18 protein-coding genes are annotated in these 17481 nt (G+C 72.0%); 8 read left to right on the forward strand and 10 right to left on the reverse strand.

Annotated features, from left to right (window positions below; translation table 11 throughout):
• Positions 1 to 8: 8 nt before the first annotated feature.
• On the forward strand, positions 9 to 1667 hold the full coding sequence (locus tag ACFYYJ_RS19450) for a CocE/NonD family hydrolase (protein ID WP_385365966.1): 1659 nt from the start codon (positions 9 to 11) through the stop codon (positions 1665 to 1667).
• 198 nt (positions 1668 to 1865) lie between these two features.
• Positions 1866 to 2042: a hypothetical protein gene (locus ACFYYJ_RS19455; protein ID WP_385131489.1), complete on the forward strand. Its 177-nt coding sequence runs from the start codon at positions 1866 to 1868 to the stop codon at positions 2040 to 2042.
• A gap of 15 nt (positions 2043 to 2057) precedes the next feature.
• Here ACFYYJ_RS19455 and hemB read toward each other — a convergent pair whose 3' ends face one another.
• Both hemB and ACFYYJ_RS19465 read right to left on the reverse strand, forming a co-directional pair.
• The gene (hemB, locus tag ACFYYJ_RS19460; protein WP_385131487.1) at positions 2058 to 3059 is read right to left on the reverse strand and encodes a porphobilinogen synthase; all 1002 of its coding nucleotides are present in this window, start codon (positions 3057 to 3059) and stop codon (positions 2058 to 2060) included.
• 2 nt (positions 3060 to 3061) lie between these two features.
• Positions 3062 to 3511, reverse strand: a complete 450-nt coding sequence (locus ACFYYJ_RS19465; protein ID WP_389133956.1) for an ATP-binding protein — start codon at positions 3509 to 3511, stop codon at positions 3062 to 3064.
• Between the two features lie 151 nt (positions 3512 to 3662).
• Between ACFYYJ_RS19465 and ACFYYJ_RS19470 the strand changes: the two genes are divergently transcribed.
• Genes ACFYYJ_RS19470 through ACFYYJ_RS19480 form a run of 3 tightly spaced genes read left to right on the forward strand, consistent with a single transcriptional unit; the run spans position 3663 to position 5219 of the window.
• Positions 3663 to 4448 carry a Scr1 family TA system antitoxin-like transcriptional regulator gene (locus ACFYYJ_RS19470; RefSeq protein WP_389133959.1) on the forward strand — a complete coding sequence of 262 codons (786 nt, stop codon included), beginning with the start codon at positions 3663 to 3665 and terminating at the stop codon, positions 4446 to 4448.
• Entirely contained in the window at positions 4445 to 4687 is a 243-nt protein-coding gene (locus ACFYYJ_RS19475) for a DUF397 domain-containing protein (protein ID WP_389133962.1), read from the forward strand. The genes ACFYYJ_RS19470 and ACFYYJ_RS19475 overlap by 4 nt, the downstream gene beginning before the upstream one ends.
• Positions 4688 to 4697: 10 nt before the next feature.
• Positions 4698 to 5219: an SMI1/KNR4 family protein gene (locus tag ACFYYJ_RS19480; protein ID WP_389133965.1), complete on the forward strand. Its 522-nt coding sequence runs from the start codon at positions 4698 to 4700 to the stop codon at positions 5217 to 5219.
• 18 nt (positions 5220 to 5237) lie between these two features.
• On the opposite strand, the gene ACFYYJ_RS19485 is transcribed toward ACFYYJ_RS19480, so the two are convergent.
• From ACFYYJ_RS19485 to ACFYYJ_RS19520, 8 genes are all read right to left on the reverse strand, one after another.
• Positions 5238 to 5585: a hypothetical protein gene (locus ACFYYJ_RS19485; RefSeq protein WP_385365971.1), complete on the reverse strand. Its 348-nt coding sequence runs from the start codon at positions 5583 to 5585 to the stop codon at positions 5238 to 5240.
• Between the two features lie 44 nt (positions 5586 to 5629).
• Positions 5630 to 6790, reverse strand: a complete 1161-nt coding sequence (locus ACFYYJ_RS19490) for a HEAT repeat domain-containing protein (protein ID WP_389133969.1) — start codon at positions 6788 to 6790, stop codon at positions 5630 to 5632.
• A 57-nt stretch (positions 6791 to 6847) separates the two neighbouring features.
• Entirely contained in the window at positions 6848 to 7810 is a 963-nt protein-coding gene (locus tag ACFYYJ_RS19495) for an alpha/beta fold hydrolase (protein ID WP_389133971.1), read from the reverse strand.
• A 96-nt stretch (positions 7811 to 7906) separates the two neighbouring features.
• On the reverse strand, positions 7907 to 9574 hold the full coding sequence (locus tag ACFYYJ_RS19500; RefSeq protein ID WP_385366854.1) for a uroporphyrinogen-III synthase: 1668 nt from the start codon (positions 9572 to 9574) through the stop codon (positions 7907 to 7909).
• Positions 9571 to 10536, reverse strand: coding sequence for a hydroxymethylbilane synthase (gene hemC, locus ACFYYJ_RS19505; protein WP_385131464.1), 966 nt, complete (start codon positions 10534 to 10536; stop codon positions 9571 to 9573). Before hemC ends, ACFYYJ_RS19500 begins: the two co-directional genes overlap by 4 nt.
• Positions 10533 to 12278, reverse strand: coding sequence for a glutamyl-tRNA reductase (locus tag ACFYYJ_RS19510; protein WP_389133974.1), 1746 nt, complete (start codon positions 12276 to 12278; stop codon positions 10533 to 10535). Before ACFYYJ_RS19510 ends, hemC begins: the two co-directional genes overlap by 4 nt.
• Complete coding sequence (locus ACFYYJ_RS19515) at positions 12275 to 13084, reverse strand: redox-sensing transcriptional repressor Rex (RefSeq protein WP_384750734.1); 810 nt, start codon at positions 13082 to 13084, stop codon at positions 12275 to 12277. Before ACFYYJ_RS19515 ends, ACFYYJ_RS19510 begins: the two co-directional genes overlap by 4 nt.
• A 272-nt stretch (positions 13085 to 13356) precedes the next feature.
• Positions 13357 to 13635 carry a glutaredoxin family protein gene (locus ACFYYJ_RS19520; RefSeq protein WP_389133977.1) on the reverse strand — a complete coding sequence of 93 codons (279 nt, stop codon included), beginning with the start codon at positions 13633 to 13635 and terminating at the stop codon, positions 13357 to 13359.
• A 92-nt stretch (positions 13636 to 13727) separates the two neighbouring features.
• Between ACFYYJ_RS19520 and ACFYYJ_RS19525 the strand changes: the two genes are divergently transcribed.
• From ACFYYJ_RS19525 to ACFYYJ_RS19535, 3 genes are all read left to right on the forward strand, one after another.
• Positions 13728 to 14699, forward strand: coding sequence for an HAD family hydrolase (locus ACFYYJ_RS19525; RefSeq protein ID WP_385131455.1), 972 nt, complete (start codon positions 13728 to 13730; stop codon positions 14697 to 14699).
• A gap of 415 nt (positions 14700 to 15114) precedes the next feature.
• Entirely contained in the window at positions 15115 to 15936 is an 822-nt protein-coding gene (locus ACFYYJ_RS19530) for an ECF subfamily RNA polymerase sigma factor, BldN family (protein WP_384750743.1), read from the forward strand.
• Positions 15937 to 16163: 227 nt separating this feature from the next.
• On the forward strand, positions 16164 to 17360 hold the full coding sequence (locus tag ACFYYJ_RS19535) for a DUF5667 domain-containing protein (protein ID WP_385131453.1): 1197 nt from the start codon (positions 16164 to 16166) through the stop codon (positions 17358 to 17360).
• Positions 17361 to 17481 lie beyond the last annotated feature (121 nt).

Consider the following 17481-nt stretch of genomic DNA (forward strand, 5'->3'; position numbering starts at 1 on the left):
GTACCGCCGTGACCCCACCCGCCCATTCCCCCGGCTCGCCCACCGCCGCCGACCACGCCGACACCCCCGGATCTCTCTATCCCGAGCTGGACGCCGCCGCCCTCGCCGCCTTCGTCGCCGCCCTGGAGACCGGCGACGTCACCGGCCTTCCCCCCGCCCGCGCCGCCGAGGTCGCCGAGGCCCGCTCCGTCGCCGTCTTCACCCGCACCAAGGTGACCGGCGCCGACGGCGACCTGCTCGACGCCGGCATGTGGCGGCACACCGGCAGCCTGCCGCGCCCCCTGATCGTGATGCCGTCCCCGTGGACGAGCTACGGCTGGATCCTCTACGCCGTCCAGGCCACCCTCTTCGCGGCCCGCGGCTACAACGTCCTCGCCTACACCACCCGCGGCTTCGCCGCCTCCGAGGGCTGCGTCGAAGTGGCGGGCCCCCTCGACGTCGCCGACGGCAGCCGCGCCCTGGACCACCTCATCGAGCGCACCACAGGCCCCGTGACGAAGATCGGCTTCCTCGGCGACTCGTACGGCTCCGGCATCAGCCAGCTCGTCGCCGCCCACGACACCCGCGTCAGCGCCGTCGTCGCGCTCAGCACCTGGGGCGATCTCGGCGAGGCGTTCTACGAGAACTCCACGCGCCACGTCGCCGCCGTCCGGGCCCTGCTCGGCGCGGCCGCGAAGGCGCGGCTGAGCCCGCAGACGCGGAGCGCCTTCGACAACGTCCTCGCCAACCGCGACATCGAGGGCACCCTGCGCTGGGCCGAGCAGCGCTCGCCCCTCACCCACATCAAGGAGCTCAACCGCCGCCAGGTGCCCGTCCTCTTCGCGCACGCCTGGCACGAGACGCTCTTCCCCACCAACCAGACGCTGAAGATGTTCAACGAACTCACCGGCCCCAAACGCCTCGTCCTGTCCATCGGCGACCACTCCGGGCCCGAGATGACGGGCATGGTCGGCCTGCCCAACCGGATCTGGACGGACGCCCACCGCTGGTTCGACCACCATCTCAGGGACATCGAGAACGGCATCGCCGACGAGGGCCAGGTGGTCAGCGAGGTCATGTGGAACAAGACCCTCGAACCTCGCCCCACCTGGCACTCCCTCACCGAGCGGGTCCACCGGCTGCACCTGGCGGGCAGCGGGGAACTCGCCGAGGAACCGGAGGCCGGCTGGACGGCGACCGTCCTGTGCGGGATCGACACCCCGGCCACCGTCGCCGACAAGGTCGTCGAGTCCGGATACGCGGAGATCGCCGGGCGCCCGAAGGTCTACCCGACCGGGACCATCGACCGTTCCGTCGCCGCCGTCTGGGCCTCGGAACCCGCCCGCGAGACCACCCGACTGCGCGGCACCCCGCGGCTGCGCGTGACGTACCGGGCCCCGAACCCGGGCTCCACGTTCATCGCGTACCTGCTCGACACGGCCCCGGACGGGACGGGCCACATCGTCACCCACGCCCCCTACACCGACCTGGGTTCGGCGCCCGACAGCCTGGTCAGCGCGGACATCGACCTCCAGGCCACGGCGTACGACGTACCGCGCGGCCACCGCCTGCTGCTGGTGATCGACGCCCGCGACCCCTTCTACGGGGACGCGAACCTGCCGCGGGCGACCCTCGCGTTCACCTCGCCCGAGGCGACCCCGTCGTACCTGGACCTGCCGCTCGGCTAGCAGCGCGCGTAGAGCCGCGTACGCCGTCCGGCCGGACCCCCGTAACCGGCCGGACGCGCGTACGGATTCAGGGACGCCTGCCGACCCGCTTCGGTTTCACGACCGACACACGAAATCCACTCCGCGGTCGGGCCGCTCGGCGACCCACCGCGCACGAACCCTTCCGTCCGCCGGGGCACCCCTGAGATGCTCCCGGCCATGAAGACGAAGAGCGCCCTCCTCGCCGCCCTCAGCGCCCTCGCCCTGGCGGCGGTCCTGGCCGCGGCGAGCGGGCGCGGCCAGGACTTCCCGGACGAAGGAAAGGCCCCCGCGAAGTCCTCGGCCACGTCGGCCTCCGGCTGGGGCCCGGACCACCCGGCGGCAGGCCGCCTCTAAGCCGACCCCGAGGCGTCAGCGCGCCTCACGGAGCCACTGGGCGACCTCGGTCGCCCAGTACGTGAGGATCGTGTCCGCGCCGGCCCGCTTGATGCCGAGGAGGGTCTCCATGATCGCCCGGTCCCGCTCGATCCAGCCCTTCTCCGCCGCCGCCTCGATCATCGCGAACTCGCCGCTGATCTGGTACGCCGCGACCGGCACGTCCACGGACTCCGCGACCCGGTAGAGGATGTCGAGGTAGGGACCGGCCGGCTTGACCATCACCATGTCGGCGCCCTCCTCCAGGTCGAGGGCGAGCTCCCGCAGGGACTCGCGGGCGTTGGCCGGGTCCTGCTGGTAGGTCTTGCGGTCGCCCTGGAGGGAGGAAGCGACGGCTTCGCGGAACGGCCCGTAGAAGGCGGAGGAGTACTTCGCCGTGTACGCGAGGATCGAGACGTCCTCGTGGCCGGTCTCGTCGAGCGCGTCGCGGATCACGCCGACCTGGCCGTCCATCATTCCGCTCGGGCCCACCACGTGGACGCCCGCGTCGGCCTGGACCTGCGCCATCTCCGCGTACCGCTCCAGCGTCGCGTCGTTGTCGACGCGACCGTTCTCGTCGAGGACGCCACAGTGACCGTGGTCCGTGTACTCGTCCAGGCACAGGTCGGACATGATCACCAGGTCGTCCCCGACCTCGGCCTTCACGTCGCGGATGGCGACCTGGAGGATGCCGTCCGGCTCGGTGCCCGCCGTGCCGAGCGCGTCCTTGTTCTCGTCCGCCGGCACGCCGAAGAGCATGATCCCCGCGACGCCCGCCTCGACCGCCTCGACGGCCGCCTTCCGCAGCGTGTCCCGCGTGTGCTGGACGACACCCGGCATCGCCGAGATCGCGAGCGGCTCGGAGATCCCCTCCCGTACGAAGGCCGGGAGGATCAGGTCCGAGGGGTGCAGCCGGTACTCCGCGACCATGCGCCGCATGGCAGGGGTCGTACGCAGCCGGCGGGGCCGCGAGCCGGGGAAGGATCCGTACGCGCTCATCTTCAGTCGCCTCTTCGAGCTTCGACAGCAGTCGGGTCAAGCGTAGGCCCCGTGTCCGTGGCGAATTCGCACCACACCACCTTCCCCGGCACCCGCACCCCGACCCCCCACCGGTCCGCGACCGCCGCGACCAGCAACAACCCCCGCCCGCCCTCGGCCCCGGTGTCCCGATCCTCGATCCGCGGCCGCCCACCCCCGCTGTCGTGCACCTCGACCCGTACGGCGCCCTCGAAACGGCGCATCCGCAGCCGGTATCCACGGCCGGACGGCACGCCGTGCAGCAGGGCGTTGGTCGCCAGCTCGCTCACGCAGAGCAACACGTCGTCGTGGCGGGGTGTGACACCCCACGCGTGAAGTGTCACACGCGCGAACTCCCTGGCAGAGGCGACGCTTTGGCGGCTGCGGGGGTAGAAACGCTCGCGCAGCAGGGCGGGTTGGATTTCCACGTTCACGGGTCGATGGTCGCGGCGCGTAACTACCCTCTTGCAGTACGGAGACCCGTACCCGGAGTTCAGTACGGGTTGGTACGGGTAGTTCGCCTAATCAGGCGGGGAGTTCACGTTCATGCCACCACGCAAGAGGACACGTCCCAATGGCACGGCAATGAAGATGGTCGGAGAGATGGTCGCCGTCGCCCGGACTGCCAAAGGGCTCACACAGAAGGAACTCGGCAAACTGGTCGGGCTCACGGAGGAGAGCATCGCCTCCATCGAGCAGGGGCGACGGCCGCTGATGCCCGACGTGGCGGAGGTGACGGACCGGGAACTCGGACTGCCCGGCATCCTGACCGTCGCCGCCCACAAGATGCCCCAGATCGACGTGATCCCGCCCTGGGCAGAGCCACTGATCAACCTGGAGCAGCGGGCTCAGGCGGTCTCCTCGTACGAGAACCAGGTCGTGCCGGGCCTTCTCCAAACCCAGGCCTACGCCGAAGCCGTCTTCCAGAGCCGCATACCTCTCTACTCTGCGGCCGACCTGGCCGCGCAGACGACCGCCCGCCTCGACCGCCAGTCGGCCCTGCACCGGCCCCAGCCCATCCTGGCGAGCTTTGTGATCTGGGGGCCTGTCCTCCGGTGCCCGCTCGGAGGCCGCGACGTGCTCAATGAACAGCTCCGCCACCTCCTGACCTGCTCACGCCTGCCAGGCGTCACCATTCAGGTACTCCCCCTCGCGCGAACCACCCATCCAGCCCTTGACGGCCCGTTCGTCCTGCTGGAAACGGCGGAACACGAACACATTGCGTACCTCGAAACCCAACGGGGCAGCCTGGTCGTCTCCCGTCTCGACGAGGTCAGCATCCTTGCCCAGAAATATGCGATGCTGCGGACACAGGCCCTCAACCCCGTGGAAACCAGGGACCTGTTGGACCAGCTGCTAGGAGATCCATGAGCACCCCACTCACGTGGTTCAAGTCCAGCTACAGCGGCAGCGAAGGTGGCAACTGCCTGGAAGCCGCCTACACCTGGCGGAAGTCCTCTCACAGCGGCAGCGACGGCGGCAACTGCGTCGAGTTCGCCACCTGCCCCGCAGACCAGGTCCACGTCCGTGACTCCAAGGTCACCGACGGCCCGAACCTCACCCTCACCCCCACCGCGTGGACCGGCCTCACCGCCTGGGTCAGCGCCTAGGGGGCCCGGGATGGCAACGCTCCCCGAGATAACCGCCCTCCTCGGCGAACCCCGGTTCAACTGGACCGACCCGACCCCCTGGCTCGACCTGGAACAGGAACTCGGCACCACCTTCCCCGCCGACTTCCGCGAGATCGTCGACGCCTACGGCTCGGTCGTGGTCAACGACCAGCTCTACCTGAACCACCCCGCCCCGCACCTCCTCCACAACCTGGGGAAGGACATCAGGCTCGACCTCGACCTCTGGCGCGAAGAGGACATGGTCGAGTACCTCCCGAGCCCGGTCGGAGCGGGCGCCGGGGAGCTCCTCCCCGTCGCCTCGGCCAAGACCGGCGAGGCGGTCTTCCTCCGCGTGCCCGAAGACCCCGCCTCCCCCTGGCAGACCCTGGTCCAGGAGTTCGACAGCCCCGCCTGGACCCTGTACGAGATGACGTTCGGCGAGTGGCTGCTGGCCTACCTCAAGGGCCGGGACGTCACCCTCTGCTCCCGCAACTGGGCGCCGGACGGCCCGTACTACGAGTTCCTCCCCTAGCAACGGCGACGGCAACGGCTACGGCAGGTCCAGCAGCGCCCAGAACACCACCATGCTCACCAGCACCACCGCCGGCGCGGCGATCGCGATACCGAACCGCCGGTCGGCGTTGGCCTTGCGCCACGGCAGGGCCCAGCACCACACCAGCAGGGCCAGCACGACCGCGAACCCCGCCATGAGCACCAGCCAGGCGATCTGGAAGCTCGCGTCGAAGTCGTGGGCGGCCTGCCCGTTGCAGGAGTCGCACGCCATGGGCGAGAGGCCCGCGAAGAACAGGGACACCAGGCCCAGCGGCAGCGTCAGCAGCGTGGAGGCCAGCGGGGCGATGAAGGCGCGGGAGTCCCGGTCGAGCTCAAGATCGGTCATGAGCACACTCAACCGCGCCGGCCCCGCCCCCGGGATCCGTGCGGCTACTCAGTTCCCTCCTGGGTAGCGTTCCGCGTCTTCCACCGCCACAGGCCGTCCACCCGGTGGTCGCCCGCGAGTTCCGGGCCGAGCGGCCCCACCCGGGCGTACGCCTCCCGCGTGTGCGGGTCGTTCCGGCAGGCCAGGGCGAAGGCCACGGCGAGCCGGGTCTCCTGCTCGTCGGAGTCGAGGAGTTCGATGAGGGCTTCGGTGACCGCCGGCGTACGGTCCCCCGTGTGGCCGGCGGTGTACACGGCCCTGGCCAGGACCTGCGGGTCCTCGTCCCGGAGCAGGGTGATCAGGACCTCGCGGTCCTCAGGGGACAGCGGTTCCTCACCCAGGGCCTGCGCCGCCTCGGCCCGGACCCCGGCGTCGGTGTCCCCGGCCAGTTCGCGCACCGTGCGCGCCGTGTCGGGGTCCAGCGGCCGGCCGAACAGCGGCGGTACCCGGCGCCGCACGCGCGGGTCGGCGTGCCCGGCCTGCCGCAGCCCGAGCGCCCGTGCGCCGGGGAAGTCCTCGTTCCCGATGACGCGCAGCAGTTCGGCCAGCACTCCGCCGTCGTCTTCCACTTCCACCCAGGCGGCGAGCACCTTGAGGCGTTCCCGCTCGTACCAGCGGGCGTGCTGCACGAAGCTGTAGTTGAAGGCTTCCGCCCCGAGCACTTCCGCCACGAACAGGCGGCGCAGCGGGTCGGGGTGCCGGTGGAAGGCCACCTTCTGCGCCCAGGTCTCGGGGCTCTGGCGCAAGTCGAAGATCAACGCGGACCGACCCCAGTCGCAGTGCTCCGGGTCCCCGTGCCGCACCGCGCGGGCCACGAGTTCCTCCACCGGCGTCAGGATCCGGAAGGTCCACTCCAGCAGGGTCAGGATCCCTCCGTGCCCGTCCCGTACGGTCCGCCCGCCGAGGGTGATCTCCGTGGCGTGGTGGAACGGGCCCTCCATCACCTGCCGGGTGCGCGCCGGGCCCACCGCCCCCGTCAGCCGGCGCAGCCGCGCCTCCGGGCCCTCCTCGTACCAGCCGCGCGCCGTGGCGAGCAGTTCCTCACGGAGCTCCGGCGCCGTCGACGGGCCGGGGCCCGCGTCGAGGAGCTCCCCGAGCTCCTCCGGGGACCCGCCCTCCACGGCCCGCAGCAACTGTTCCCGATCCGGCTCCCCCGTCATCCCCATGGGGGCAACGTAACGCAGGGCTTGCCGGGTGCGGTGCTGATATGGCACCCGGGGCCCTCACCGGGTCGGCGCCTGCCGGCCGGCGGCGCGGGCCGCGTCGACGACCTCGCGGATCGCGTCCGAGACCAGAGCCGGCTGCGCGACGGCGATCCCGTGGCCGCTGTCCGTACGGGTCACGTGCCGGGCGTGCAGTTCGGCCGCCAGGCGCTCCTGCGCGGCCAGCCAGGCCGGCCACGTCGAGCCGGTCCGCCCGACCTTCAGGTCCCACGGGTGGTCGGACGTGAGCACCACCGCGGGCACGGCGGGCTTCGGCGACGCCGGTGCGGCGCGGATCTCGCGGATGGCCGCCGGGTAGTCGGGGACCTCCGGCCCCTTCCCCTTCGGCCTCGTCCCGATCAGGCGCATCCAGTCCGACCACTGCTCCGGGGTCATCGTGTCGCGCAGATGCGGCGAGGCCCCGTCGACGGTGACCAGGCCGGCCACCGCCGGGGCGTCGGTGCGGGCGAGCAGTTCGGTGATCATCGCTCCCCACGAGGCGCCGACCAGCACGTACGGTCCCCGCTCTCCGGCGGCGGCCAGCACCGCCCGCAGGTCGTCCGCACCGTCCCGTGCCGACGTCGGCTGCGTCACGGGGGTCGAGGTGGTCGGCGTATCGTCGGCCCGGGTGGTGCCGGGGCGGTCGTAGGCGCAGACCCGGGTGTACCGGGCGACCTCGGGCAGGACCGCCTTGGCGCTGGGCTCCAAGGCGCCGTGGACGGCGACGTGCGTCCATTCGTCCGCCGCGCCGCCCGTACCCGACACCAGCACCACCGTCGGGGAACCGGTCCCTCGGCACTCCAGATGCACGCCGCGCCCTCCGGCGAGGGTGACCGTACGTCCCGTGTCGTCCCCGGAGCCGCCCGCCACCGCCACCGGGGCGGCGCACACCAGCGCCACGAGTGCCGCCGCGACGGCCGGGGCCGTCCTCCGCCGGCGGCGGGCCGTGGTCCGCCGGACCGGAAAGCCGCAGGCGGCCCGCATGCACCCAGTATCCGCCGGACCGCCGCCCCGGACCCGGGGACGCGGAAGGGCCCGGGCGCACACGGCACCCGGGCCCTTCCCTCGATCCGGCGACCCTCAGGTCGTACGGCGACGCCGCGCGCCCGGTCGACGCTCGCTCGGCCGGAAGACCGCCTCGCCGGCCTCCTTGGCCGCCTCGCGGCGCGCCGCGCCGTACTCGGCGAGGGCCTCCGCGAGCTTGCTGACGCTCGGCTCCGGGGAGAGGACGTCCACCCGCAGGCCGTGCTCCTCCGCCGTCTTGGCCGTCGCCGGCCCGATACAGGCGATGACGGTCACGTTGTGCGGCTTGCCGGCGATGCCGACGAGGTTGCGCACGGTCGAGGACGACGTGAAGAGAACGGCGTCGAAGCCGCCGCCCTTGATCGCCTCGCGCGTGTCCGCCGGCGGCGGCGACGCGCGCACGGTCCGGTAGGCCGTGACGTCGTCGACCTCCCAGCCCAGTTCGATCAGCCCGGCCACCAGCGTCTCGGTGGCGATGTCGGCGCGCGGCAGGAACACGCGGTCGATCGGGTCGAAGACCGGGTCGTAGGGCGGCCAGTCCTCCAGCAGACCGGCGGCGGACTGCTCGCCGCTCGGCACCAGGTCCGGCTTCACGCCGAACTCCACGAGCGCGGCCGCGGTCTGCTCGCCCACCGCGGCGACCTTGATGCCCGCGAAGGCACGCGCGTCGAGCCCGTACTCCTCGAACTTCTCCCGGACCGCCTTGACGGCGTTCACGGAGGTGAAAGCGATCCACTCGTAGCGGCCCGTCACCAGGCCCTTGACCGCGCGCTCCATCTGCTGCGGGGTGCGCGGCGGCTCCACGGCGATGGTCGGCACCTCGTGGGGCACCGCGCCGTACGAACGCAACTGGTCGGAGAGCGAGGCGGCCTGCTCCTTGGTGCGCGGTACGAGGACCCGCCAGCCGAACAGCGGCTTCGACTCGAACCAGGCCAGTTCCTCGCGGCACGCGGCGGCGCCGTGCTCACCGACCACGGCTATGACGGGCCGGGCGCCCTCGGGCGAGGGGAGCACCTTGCCCTGCTTGAACACCTGGGCGATCGTGCCGAGCGTCGCGCGCCAGGTGCGCTGGCGCGTGGTGGTGCCGGCGACGGTCACGGTCAGCGGGGTGTCGGGCTTGCGCCCGGCGCTCACCAGCTCGGCGGCGGCGGCCGAGACCGTCTCCAGGGTCGCGGAGACGACGAGGATGCCGTCGCTCGCGCCGACCTCGCTCCAGCAGCGCGCCGAGGCGTTGCGGGCGTCGACGAAGCGGACGTCCGCGCCCTTCTTGTCGCTGAGCGGCACACCCGCGTAGGCGGGCACGCCGACGGCGGTCGCGACGCCCGGGACCACCTCGAAGGGGATGCCCTCGGTGGCGCAGACGAGCATCTCCTCGGCCGCGCTGCCGTCGAGTCCGGGGTCGCCGGTGACGGCACGGACGACCCGCCTGCCGGAGCGCGCGGCCTCCATGACAAGATTGGCGGCATCGCGGATCACCGGGAGCCCGGCGGCTGCTGACGCCTCGTCAGCGACCGTCAGCTGCGGCGTGTCGACACCCGCGCGCGCATGCGTCCGTACGACGTCGAGCACCTCTGGTTCCGCGATCAGTACGTCCGCTGCCGCGAGCGCCTCCACGGCGCGCAGCGTCAGCAGACCCGGGTCGCCGGGGCCGGCACCGAGGAAGGTGACGTGCCCGTGTGCGGCGAAGGCCGGATAGGCGGAGGTGTTCGGACTTGTGGGGCTCACGCTCGCTCCCCCATCAGACCGGCCGCGCCCTTGGCCAGCATCTCGTCCGCGAGTTCGCGGCCGAGCGCCATGGCCTCGTCGTACGACTGGGGCACGGGACCGGTGGTGGACAGCTGCACCAGCGTCGAGCCGTCGAGGGTGCCGACGACGCCGCGCAGGCGCATTTCATTGACATTCCGGCCGTCGGCCAGCAGATCGGCGTACGCGCCCACGGGCGCGCTGCAGCCGGCCTCCAGGGCGGCGAGCAGGGAACGCTCGGCGGTCACGGCGGCCCGGGTGTGGGGGTCGTCGAGCTTGCCGAGCACGGCGATGAGGTCCGTGGAGGACGCGGGACACTCCACGGCCAGGGCTCCCTGGCCGGGGGCGGGAAGGATGTTGTCGACGGACAGCAGGTCGGTCGCCTCGTCACCACGGCCGATCCGGTTCAGCCCGGCGGCGGCCAGCACGACGGCGTCGAGCTCGCCGGCCTGCACGAACCCGATGCGGGTGTCGACGTTGCCGCGGATCGGCACCGTCTCGATCCGCTTGCCCAGGGACAGCGCCAGCGCGTTGAGCTGCGCCGTGCGGCGCGGCGAACCGGTACCGATCCGGGCCCCGTCGGGCAGCTGCTCGAAGGTCAGGCCGTCCCGGGCGACGAGCGCGTCCCGCGGGTCCTCGCGCAGCGGCATGGCCGCGATCACGAGGTCGTCGGGCTGGGAGGTCGGCAGGTCCTTCAGCGAGTGCACGGCGAAGTCGACCTCGCCGCGCAGCAGCGCGTCGCGCAGGGCGGTGACGAACACGCCGGTCCCGCCGATCGTGGCGAGGTGCTCGCGCGACACGTCACCGTACGTCGTGATCTCCACGAGCTCCACGGGACGGCCGGTGATCGCCCGTACCGCGTCGGCGACGTGGCCCGACTGCGACATGGCCAGCTTGCTCCGCCGCGTACCGAGCCGCAGCGGCTGGTCGGGACTTGTGTTCATGATGCCCGTCCTGGGTCGTCGTCGTTCTTCGGATCGGCCGCGTCCGCCCGGCTGACGGATGCCACCGTCTGAGGGTCGAGGTCGAAGAGTTCGCGCAGCGCGTCGGCGTACCCGGCGCCGCCGGGTTCGCTCGCCAGCTGCTTGACGCGCACGGTCGGCGCGTGCAGGAGCTTGTCGACGACGCGGCGCACGGTCTGGGTGACCTCGGCCCGCTGCCGCTCGTCGAGATCGGGGAGCCGCCCGTCGAGCCGCGCCACTTCCATGGCGACGACTTCGGCCGCCATGGCGCGCAGGGCGACGACGGTGGGCGTGATGTGCGCGGCCCGCTGCGCCGCCCCGAACGCGGCGACTTCCTCGGCGACGATGCCGCGCACGGCGTCGACGTCGGCGGCCATGGGCGCGTCGGCGGAGGCCTCGGCCAGGCTCTCGATGTCCACGAGGCGCACGCCGGGGATCCGGTGCACGGCGGCGTCGATGTCCCGCGGCATGGCGAGGTCGAGCAGCGCGAGCCGCACGGGAGCCGCCCCGTCGGCCTGGCTCCGGCCGCTCTTGCGGGGCTGCCGCTGAGCGGCGGCCTCACCCTGATCGGCCCAGGTCCCGTGCAGTTCGAGGGCGTTGGCGTCGACCCCGGTCAGAGCGGCCCGCCCGTTCGCGCTCCGCGCGGGATCCGCGGCCAAGTCGTCGAGCCCGACAGGGCACCCGTCCGTCCCGGCGGCAGCCGAAATGGTCCGCGCCGCCCCGGCGTCGGCCAGCCGCCCGCCCGCCTTGGCGGCAGCCACGAGCCGCGCCACGACTTCCGGGTCCAGCCGCACATCCAGCCCCGCCGGCGTTTGAGGCGCGGGGTCCGGGGCGGAACCCCGTTCGGTGACCCGCACCGCACCGGCGGCATCGGCCACGTCCAGCCCCGCACGGGACACGGCCGCGAGCACGTCATCGGCGGTCAGCACCAGACCGGTCGCCCCGGTGCAGGACACCACGACGTCGACTCGTGTCAGCTCATCGGCAACCGCGGCCATCGGCAGGGAACGGGCAGCGACCCCGGTGCCCGAGGCAACCAGAATCTCCGCCAACCGCTCCGCCCGCTCGGCGGTCCGGTTCGCCACCACGACCTCGGCGACACCCACCCGCGCCAGCGTCGCCGCCGCCAGGGAGGACATCGACCCGGCGCCGATCACCAGCGCCCGCTTGCCCGCGGCCCACTCCCCCACGGGGACGTGCACGGCGAGCTGCTCCAGCCCGAAGGTGACCAGCGACTGCCCGGCCCGGTCGATCCCGGTCTCCGAGTGCGCCCGCTTGCCGACCCGCAGTGCCTGCTGGAAGAGGTCGTTGATCAGGCGCCCGGCGGTGTGCTGCTCCTGCCCCAGCGCCAGCGCGTCCTTGATCTGGCCGAGGATCTGGCCCTCGCCGACCACCATCGAGTCCAGCCCGCACGCCACCGAGAAGAGGTGGTGGACGGCCCGGTCCTCGTAGTGCACGTAGAGGTACGGAGTGAGTTCCTCCAGCGCGACACCGCTGTGCTGTGCCAGCAGCGTGGACAGCTCGGCGACACCGGCGTGGAACTTGTCCACGTCGGCGTACAGCTCGATCCGGTTGCACGTGGCGAGCACCGTCGCCTCGGCCGCCGGTTCCGCCGCCAGCGTGTCGTGCAGCAGCTTGACCTTGGCGTCGGCGGACAGGGAGGCGCGCTCCAGCACGCTCACGGGCGCGCTGCGGTGGCTCAGCCCCACGACGAGCAGACTCATGCCGGCATCACCGCCGGGACGTCACCGTCGGGGTTGCCCTTGCGCGCCTCGGCGGCGGCCCGGCCGGCCGGCGGCACCACGGCCGCGGCGGGGGCGGCGCCGCCCACGGAGGAGCCGCCGGTGGAGGCGGCGGCCGCCGCTTCCTCTCCGGCCTTGCGCTGCTCGTGGAACGCCAGGATCTGGAGCTCGATGGACAGGTCGACCTTGCGCACGTCCACGCCGTCCGGCACCTGGAGGACGGTGGGCGCGAAGTTCAGGATGGAGGTCACGCCGGCCGCGATGAGCCGCTCGCTGACCTGCTGGGCGGCACCGGCCGGCGTCGCGATGACACCGATCGAGACGCCGTTCTCCTCGATGATCTTTTCGAGGTCGTCGGTGTGCTGGACGGGCATGCCGGCGACGGGCTTTCCGGCCATCGCCGGGTCGGCGTCGATCAGCGCGGCCACGCGGAACCCGCGCGACGCGAAACCGCCGTAGTTGGCGAGCGCGGCGCCGAGGTTGCCGATGCCGACGATGACGACCGGCCAGTCCTGGGTCAGGCCCAGTTCGCGGGAGATCTGGTAGACGAGGTACTCGACGTCGTAGCCGACGCCGCGGGTGCCGTAGGAACCCAGGTACGAGAAGTCCTTGCGCAGCTTGGCGGAGTTGACTCCGGCGGCTGCGGCGAGCTCTTCGGAGGACACCGTGGGCACCGATCGCTCGGAGAGCGCGGTGAGGGCACGCAAGTACAGCGGAAGCCGGGCGACAGTGGCCTCGGGAATACCTCGGCTGCGGGTCGCCGGTCGGTGAGTTCGGCCAGTTGCCACGATGCTCCTGCGGGATGAGCGGGGCTGCAGGCGGTCACTTGTCCCAGGACCGCCCCGTCGACAGCAGGCTATGCCTTTGTGAACGCGTGCACAAAGATTGTGTCCAATTTGTCCGACCAAAGTGACCGGGGTCACGCAACCGCGACGTATGGGAGTGGCGTCAAGGGTGCGCCGAACCCGTTCAAATCCAAAAGGGGGCAAAACCGCACACACTCCTCACACAGACGCCCCCAGACCCCGCAAATCGCCCATGATGGTAACCAGGAACGGGGTCAGGCCCCCAATGCCCGCCGCAGCCGGTCCGGGTTCACCCGCCAGAAGGTGTGCTGCTCGCCGTCGACCAGCACCACCGGAATCTGCTCCCAGTGGAGCCGGTAGAGCTCCTCGTCCTGCGAGATGTCCTTCTTCTCCCACTGCGCGCCCGTCTCGGCGCACACCTTCGCCACGACCTCCTCGGCGTCGTCGCACAGGTGGCACCCCGGCTTCCCGATGAGCGTCACCATCCGCTCCTCGGGACGCTTCTTCTCTTTACGGCGCAACAAAGGGCTCATGCCCCCATTCTCGGCCGCCGCGAAGCGAACTGTTAACGCCTCCGTTTCCCATCGGTTCGGGAACCCCCGAACACAGTGGCTATGCTCGCCACATGGCCGCTCTCGGATGGCTCACACCCCGTAGACGCTCCGCGACAGCGCGCAGCGTGCTGGCAGGCGAGGCCTCGGCCGAGGCCGCCCGCAAGTCCGCACTCGGCGAATCACCGCACCTCACGGAATCCGACCTCGATCTCGACACCGATCTCGAAGCCCTCGGGGAAGAAGAGGAAGAGGCCGAGTTCCCCGTGGCCGGTGACGACCTCGCCGCCGCCTTCTTCGACCTCGACAACACCGTCATGCAGGGCGCCGCGATCTTCCACTTCGGCCGCGGCCTCTACAAGCGCGAGTTCTTCCGCCGCCGCGAGCTCGCCCGCTTCGCCTGGCAGCAGGCCTGGTTCCGGCTCGCCGGCGTCGAGGACCCCGAGCACATGCAGGACGCCCGCGACAGCGCCCTGTCCATCGTCAAGGGACACAGGGTCTCCGAGCTGATGTCCATCGGCGAGGAGATCTACGACGAGTACATGGCCGAGCGCATCTGGCCCGGCACCCGCGCCCTCGCCCAGGCCCACCTCGACGCCGGCCAGAAGGTCTGGCTGGTCACGGCCGCCCCCGTGGAGACGGCCACGATCATCGCCCGCCGCCTCGGCCTCACCGGGGCGCTGGGCACCGTCGCCGAGTCCGTCGACGGCGTCTACACCGGCCGCCTGGTCGGCGAACCGCTGCACGGCCCCGCGAAGGCGGAGGCGGTCCGCGCCCTGGCCGCCGCCGAGGGGCTGGACCTCGCCCGCTGCGCCGCGTACAGCGATTCGCACAACGACATCCCGATGCTGTCGCTGGTCGGGCATCCGTACGCGATCAATCCCGACACAAAACTGCGCAAGCATGCCCGGACCAACGACTGGCGACTGCGCGACTATCGGACCGGCCGCAAGGCCGTGAAGGTCGGCGTCCCGGCAGCCGCCGGAGTCGGCGCGATCGCCGGTGGCGCGGCCGCCGCCATCGCCCTGCACCGCCGTCGCAAGTAACCCGGCACCCCCCGTACCACCGCCCCGGCGGCCTCACACCGGCCGCCACCAGCACCGGAGCCGTCCCGCCCGCCGCGGGGCGGCTCCGCCCGCGTTTCGGGCCCGCGGGCGCGGGGCATTCCCCCAGCTCTACCCCCGGCTCCGGCGGGCCACGCGGGCCCGCCCGACTCGGTCGCGGACCCCCCGGAAGCGCCCATTCCGTGCACCCAAGTGATCAAGAATCGATCACCAACTGCGCCTGAATATGCCCTCGACACGCAACAGAAGTGTCGGAATCGGTGATTTGAGCAACTGGGTGTAGCGCTGCCTGTACGAAGCGTTATTCTCCTCAAACGCATGCCACCGGCCATCTGTCGCCACGACGGGTGAACGGTCCCGCACTGCACGTGATGGAAGCTCTGCCTCTGGGAGTCCCGTGTACCCACCTGTCGGGGTTGACGCCTCGGGCCTGGCTACGCTGCGCGCAACGGTCCTCGACCACCTGCGTGGCTTCGTCCCCACCGCGTACGCCGTCCCCGCCTTCGCCGCCGCGGTCCCTGCCGGCTTCGGCCCGGCCGGACCTTGCTACGCCCTGACCGACGGCGGAGCGACGGTGGGCAGACGAGGGCGCGCGGCCGGAGGGTCGGGCGGCTCCGCCGGCACGAGCACCCAGACCACCCCCACACCCCGCCGTCCCACCGCGGACAGCGACCAGGCCCGCATGATGGACCTGGTCGAGCGCGCCCAGGCGGGCGAGGCCGAGGCCTTCGGCCGCCTGTACGACCAGTACAGCGACACGGTGTACCGCTACATCTACTACCGCGTCGGCGGCAAGGCGACCGCGGAGGATCTCACCAGCGAGACCTTCCTGCGCGCGCTGCGCCGCATCTCCACCTTCACCTGGCAGGGCCGCGACTTCGGTGCGTGGCTCGTGACGATCGCGCGCAACCTGGTGGCGGACCACTTCAAGTCCAGCCGGTTCCGGCTGGAGGTCACCACCGGCGAGATGCTCGACGCGAACGAGGTCGAGCGCAGTCCCGAGGACTCCGTCCTGGAGTCCCTCTCCAACGCGGCCCTGCTGGAGGCCGTACGGAAACTCAATCCGCAGCAGCAGGAATGCGTGACACTGCGCTTCCTGCAGGGCCTCTCGGTCGCCGAGACGGCCCGGGTGATGGGGAAGAACGAGGGCGCCATCAAGACGCTCCAGTACCGGGCGGTCCGCACCCTGGCCCGCCTCCTCCCGGACGACGCCCGCTGACTTCAGACGCTTGCTGACAACACATTCGGTGACCTCTCGATGACGCTGTGGTCCGATCATCCTTCGTCCGTAACCCAAGTGCCGCGACGCTCGTTGTGCGGAATGCAGGCTCCCTGTGGACACGCCCTGCCCGAAGCCGCTCACTCGAAAGTGTGGATGTGCTCAAGGAAGGCAACCTTCCGGACACCTTGGGGAGTCGATCGTCATGACGAGAGGAGGTGCCGCCAGTGATCGCGAACGTCACTCCGCACCGGCGGGCGAACGCCTTCGCCCAGGCCCTGGAGGAGCGGACCCCGTCCGACTTTTCGGAACCGGACCCGGCGGCCGAGCAGTCCGAGGCACCTGCCGAACCTGCCGACCACGACCGGTTGTTGGCCCTGGCGAGCGTGCTCGGCGAACGAATGCCGCGCCCGGTGCTGGACCCAGAGGTCAAAGTGGTGCAGCGAGCCCAGCTCGTTGCCGCCATGGAGGCCATGGTGCTGGAGGAGAGGGCCGGAGGCGGTGCCGCCGACCCTCAACTGCCCGAACAGCGGACCGGCCGCGGCGCCCACCGGGCGACCCCGCTCCGGAAATTGCGGCCCCGCTCCCGCTGGTCCAAGGGCATCGCAGCGGGCGGCCTCACCGTGGGTGTGGCCGCGGGGGCCTTCAGCGGAGTGGCCGCTGCCAGTTCCGACGCCCTGCCCGGTGACCACCTCTACCCCGTGAAGCTGGGCATGGAGGACCTGAAGCTGGGCATGGCCGACGACGATTCGGACCGGGGCGAGCTTTATCTCGACCAGGCGTCGAGCCGTCTGTCTGAAGCCCGCAGGCTGATGGAGCGCGGCCGCATCGGCGACTTGGACCACGAGTCGCTCGGCGCGATCCGCCGGGCCCTCGCGGGCATGAAGCACGACGCCGAGGAGGGCCACCGGCTCCTCCAGGCCGCCCACGACCGGGACGGCTCGCTCGGCCCGATCCAGGCGCTGTCGTCCTTCTCCCGCGCCCACCGCGACGCGTGGGGCAAGCTGCGGGAGAAGCTCCCGCCGCAGCTGGGCGACGTGGGCAGCGACGTCGAGTCGGTCTTCCAGGCCATAGACGAAGACGTGGCGCCGTTCCAGGGCCTGCTCCCCAAGCCCCCGGAGCAGACGCGCGGCACCGGTCCGTCCGGTTCCCCCGCCAAACCGGGTACCCCCGGTGGCAAGCAGCAGTCCACCCCCGCACCGGGCACGCCTTCGGGCAGCCCCGCGCCGTCCCCGTCGGGCAGCACCACGCCCCCGGCCGGCGGCCTCCTGGGCGGCACGGGCAACCTGCTGAACCCGCCGCAGGGCCAGTCCACACCCCCGGCCTCGGGCGGCCCGTCCGAAACCAAGCCGGACATCACCCTCCCACCCCTCCTCCCGGGCATCCTCCCGGGCCTGGGGATCACCGGGGAGGACGTGAAGTAGCGGGAACACGGCGAGGGGGGGGGGGGGGGGGGGCCGGCCCCCCGCCCCCCCCCGGGCGGGGGGCGGGGGGGGGGGCGGGGGCGCGCGCCCCCGCACACCCCCACACACAAACACACCCCCC

It is taken from the genome of Streptomyces sp. NPDC002467 (assembly GCF_042889825.1).
GTDB lineage: Bacteria > Actinomycetota > Actinomycetes > Streptomycetales > Streptomycetaceae > Streptomyces.

Excerpts from the sequence above, each read along its gene's own strand:
- ACFYYJ_RS19495 (WP_389133971.1), bottom strand. The coding sequence starts at position 7,810 with ATGCGGGCCGCCTGCGGCTTTCCGGTCCGGCGGACCACGGCCCGCCGC.
- ACFYYJ_RS19520 (WP_389133977.1), bottom strand. The coding sequence starts at position 13,635 with ATGAGCCCTTTGTTGCGCCGTAAAGAGAAGAAGCGTCCCGAGGAGCGG.
- ACFYYJ_RS19475 (WP_389133962.1), top strand. The coding sequence starts at position 4,445 with ATGAGCACCCCACTCACGTGGTTCAAGTCCAGCTACAGCGGCAGCGAA.
- ACFYYJ_RS19485 (WP_385365971.1), bottom strand. The coding sequence starts at position 5,585 with ATGACCGATCTTGAGCTCGACCGGGACTCCCGCGCCTTCATCGCCCCG.
- ACFYYJ_RS19470 (WP_389133959.1), top strand. The coding sequence starts at position 3,663 with ATGAAGATGGTCGGAGAGATGGTCGCCGTCGCCCGGACTGCCAAAGGG.
- ACFYYJ_RS19490 (WP_389133969.1), bottom strand. The coding sequence starts at position 6,790 with ATGGGGATGACGGGGGAGCCGGATCGGGAACAGTTGCTGCGGGCCGTG.
- hemC (WP_385131464.1), bottom strand. The coding sequence starts at position 10,536 with ATGAACACAAGTCCCGACCAGCCGCTGCGGCTCGGTACGCGGCGGAGC.
- ACFYYJ_RS19525 (WP_385131455.1), top strand. The coding sequence starts at position 13,728 with ATGGCCGCTCTCGGATGGCTCACACCCCGTAGACGCTCCGCGACAGCG.
- ACFYYJ_RS19480 (WP_389133965.1), top strand. The coding sequence starts at position 4,698 with ATGGCAACGCTCCCCGAGATAACCGCCCTCCTCGGCGAACCCCGGTTC.
- ACFYYJ_RS19455 (WP_385131489.1), top strand. The coding sequence starts at position 1,866 with ATGAAGACGAAGAGCGCCCTCCTCGCCGCCCTCAGCGCCCTCGCCCTG.
- hemB (WP_385131487.1), bottom strand. The coding sequence starts at position 3,059 with ATGAGCGCGTACGGATCCTTCCCCGGCTCGCGGCCCCGCCGGCTGCGT.
- ACFYYJ_RS19510 (WP_389133974.1), bottom strand. The coding sequence starts at position 12,278 with ATGAGTCTGCTCGTCGTGGGGCTGAGCCACCGCAGCGCGCCCGTGAGC.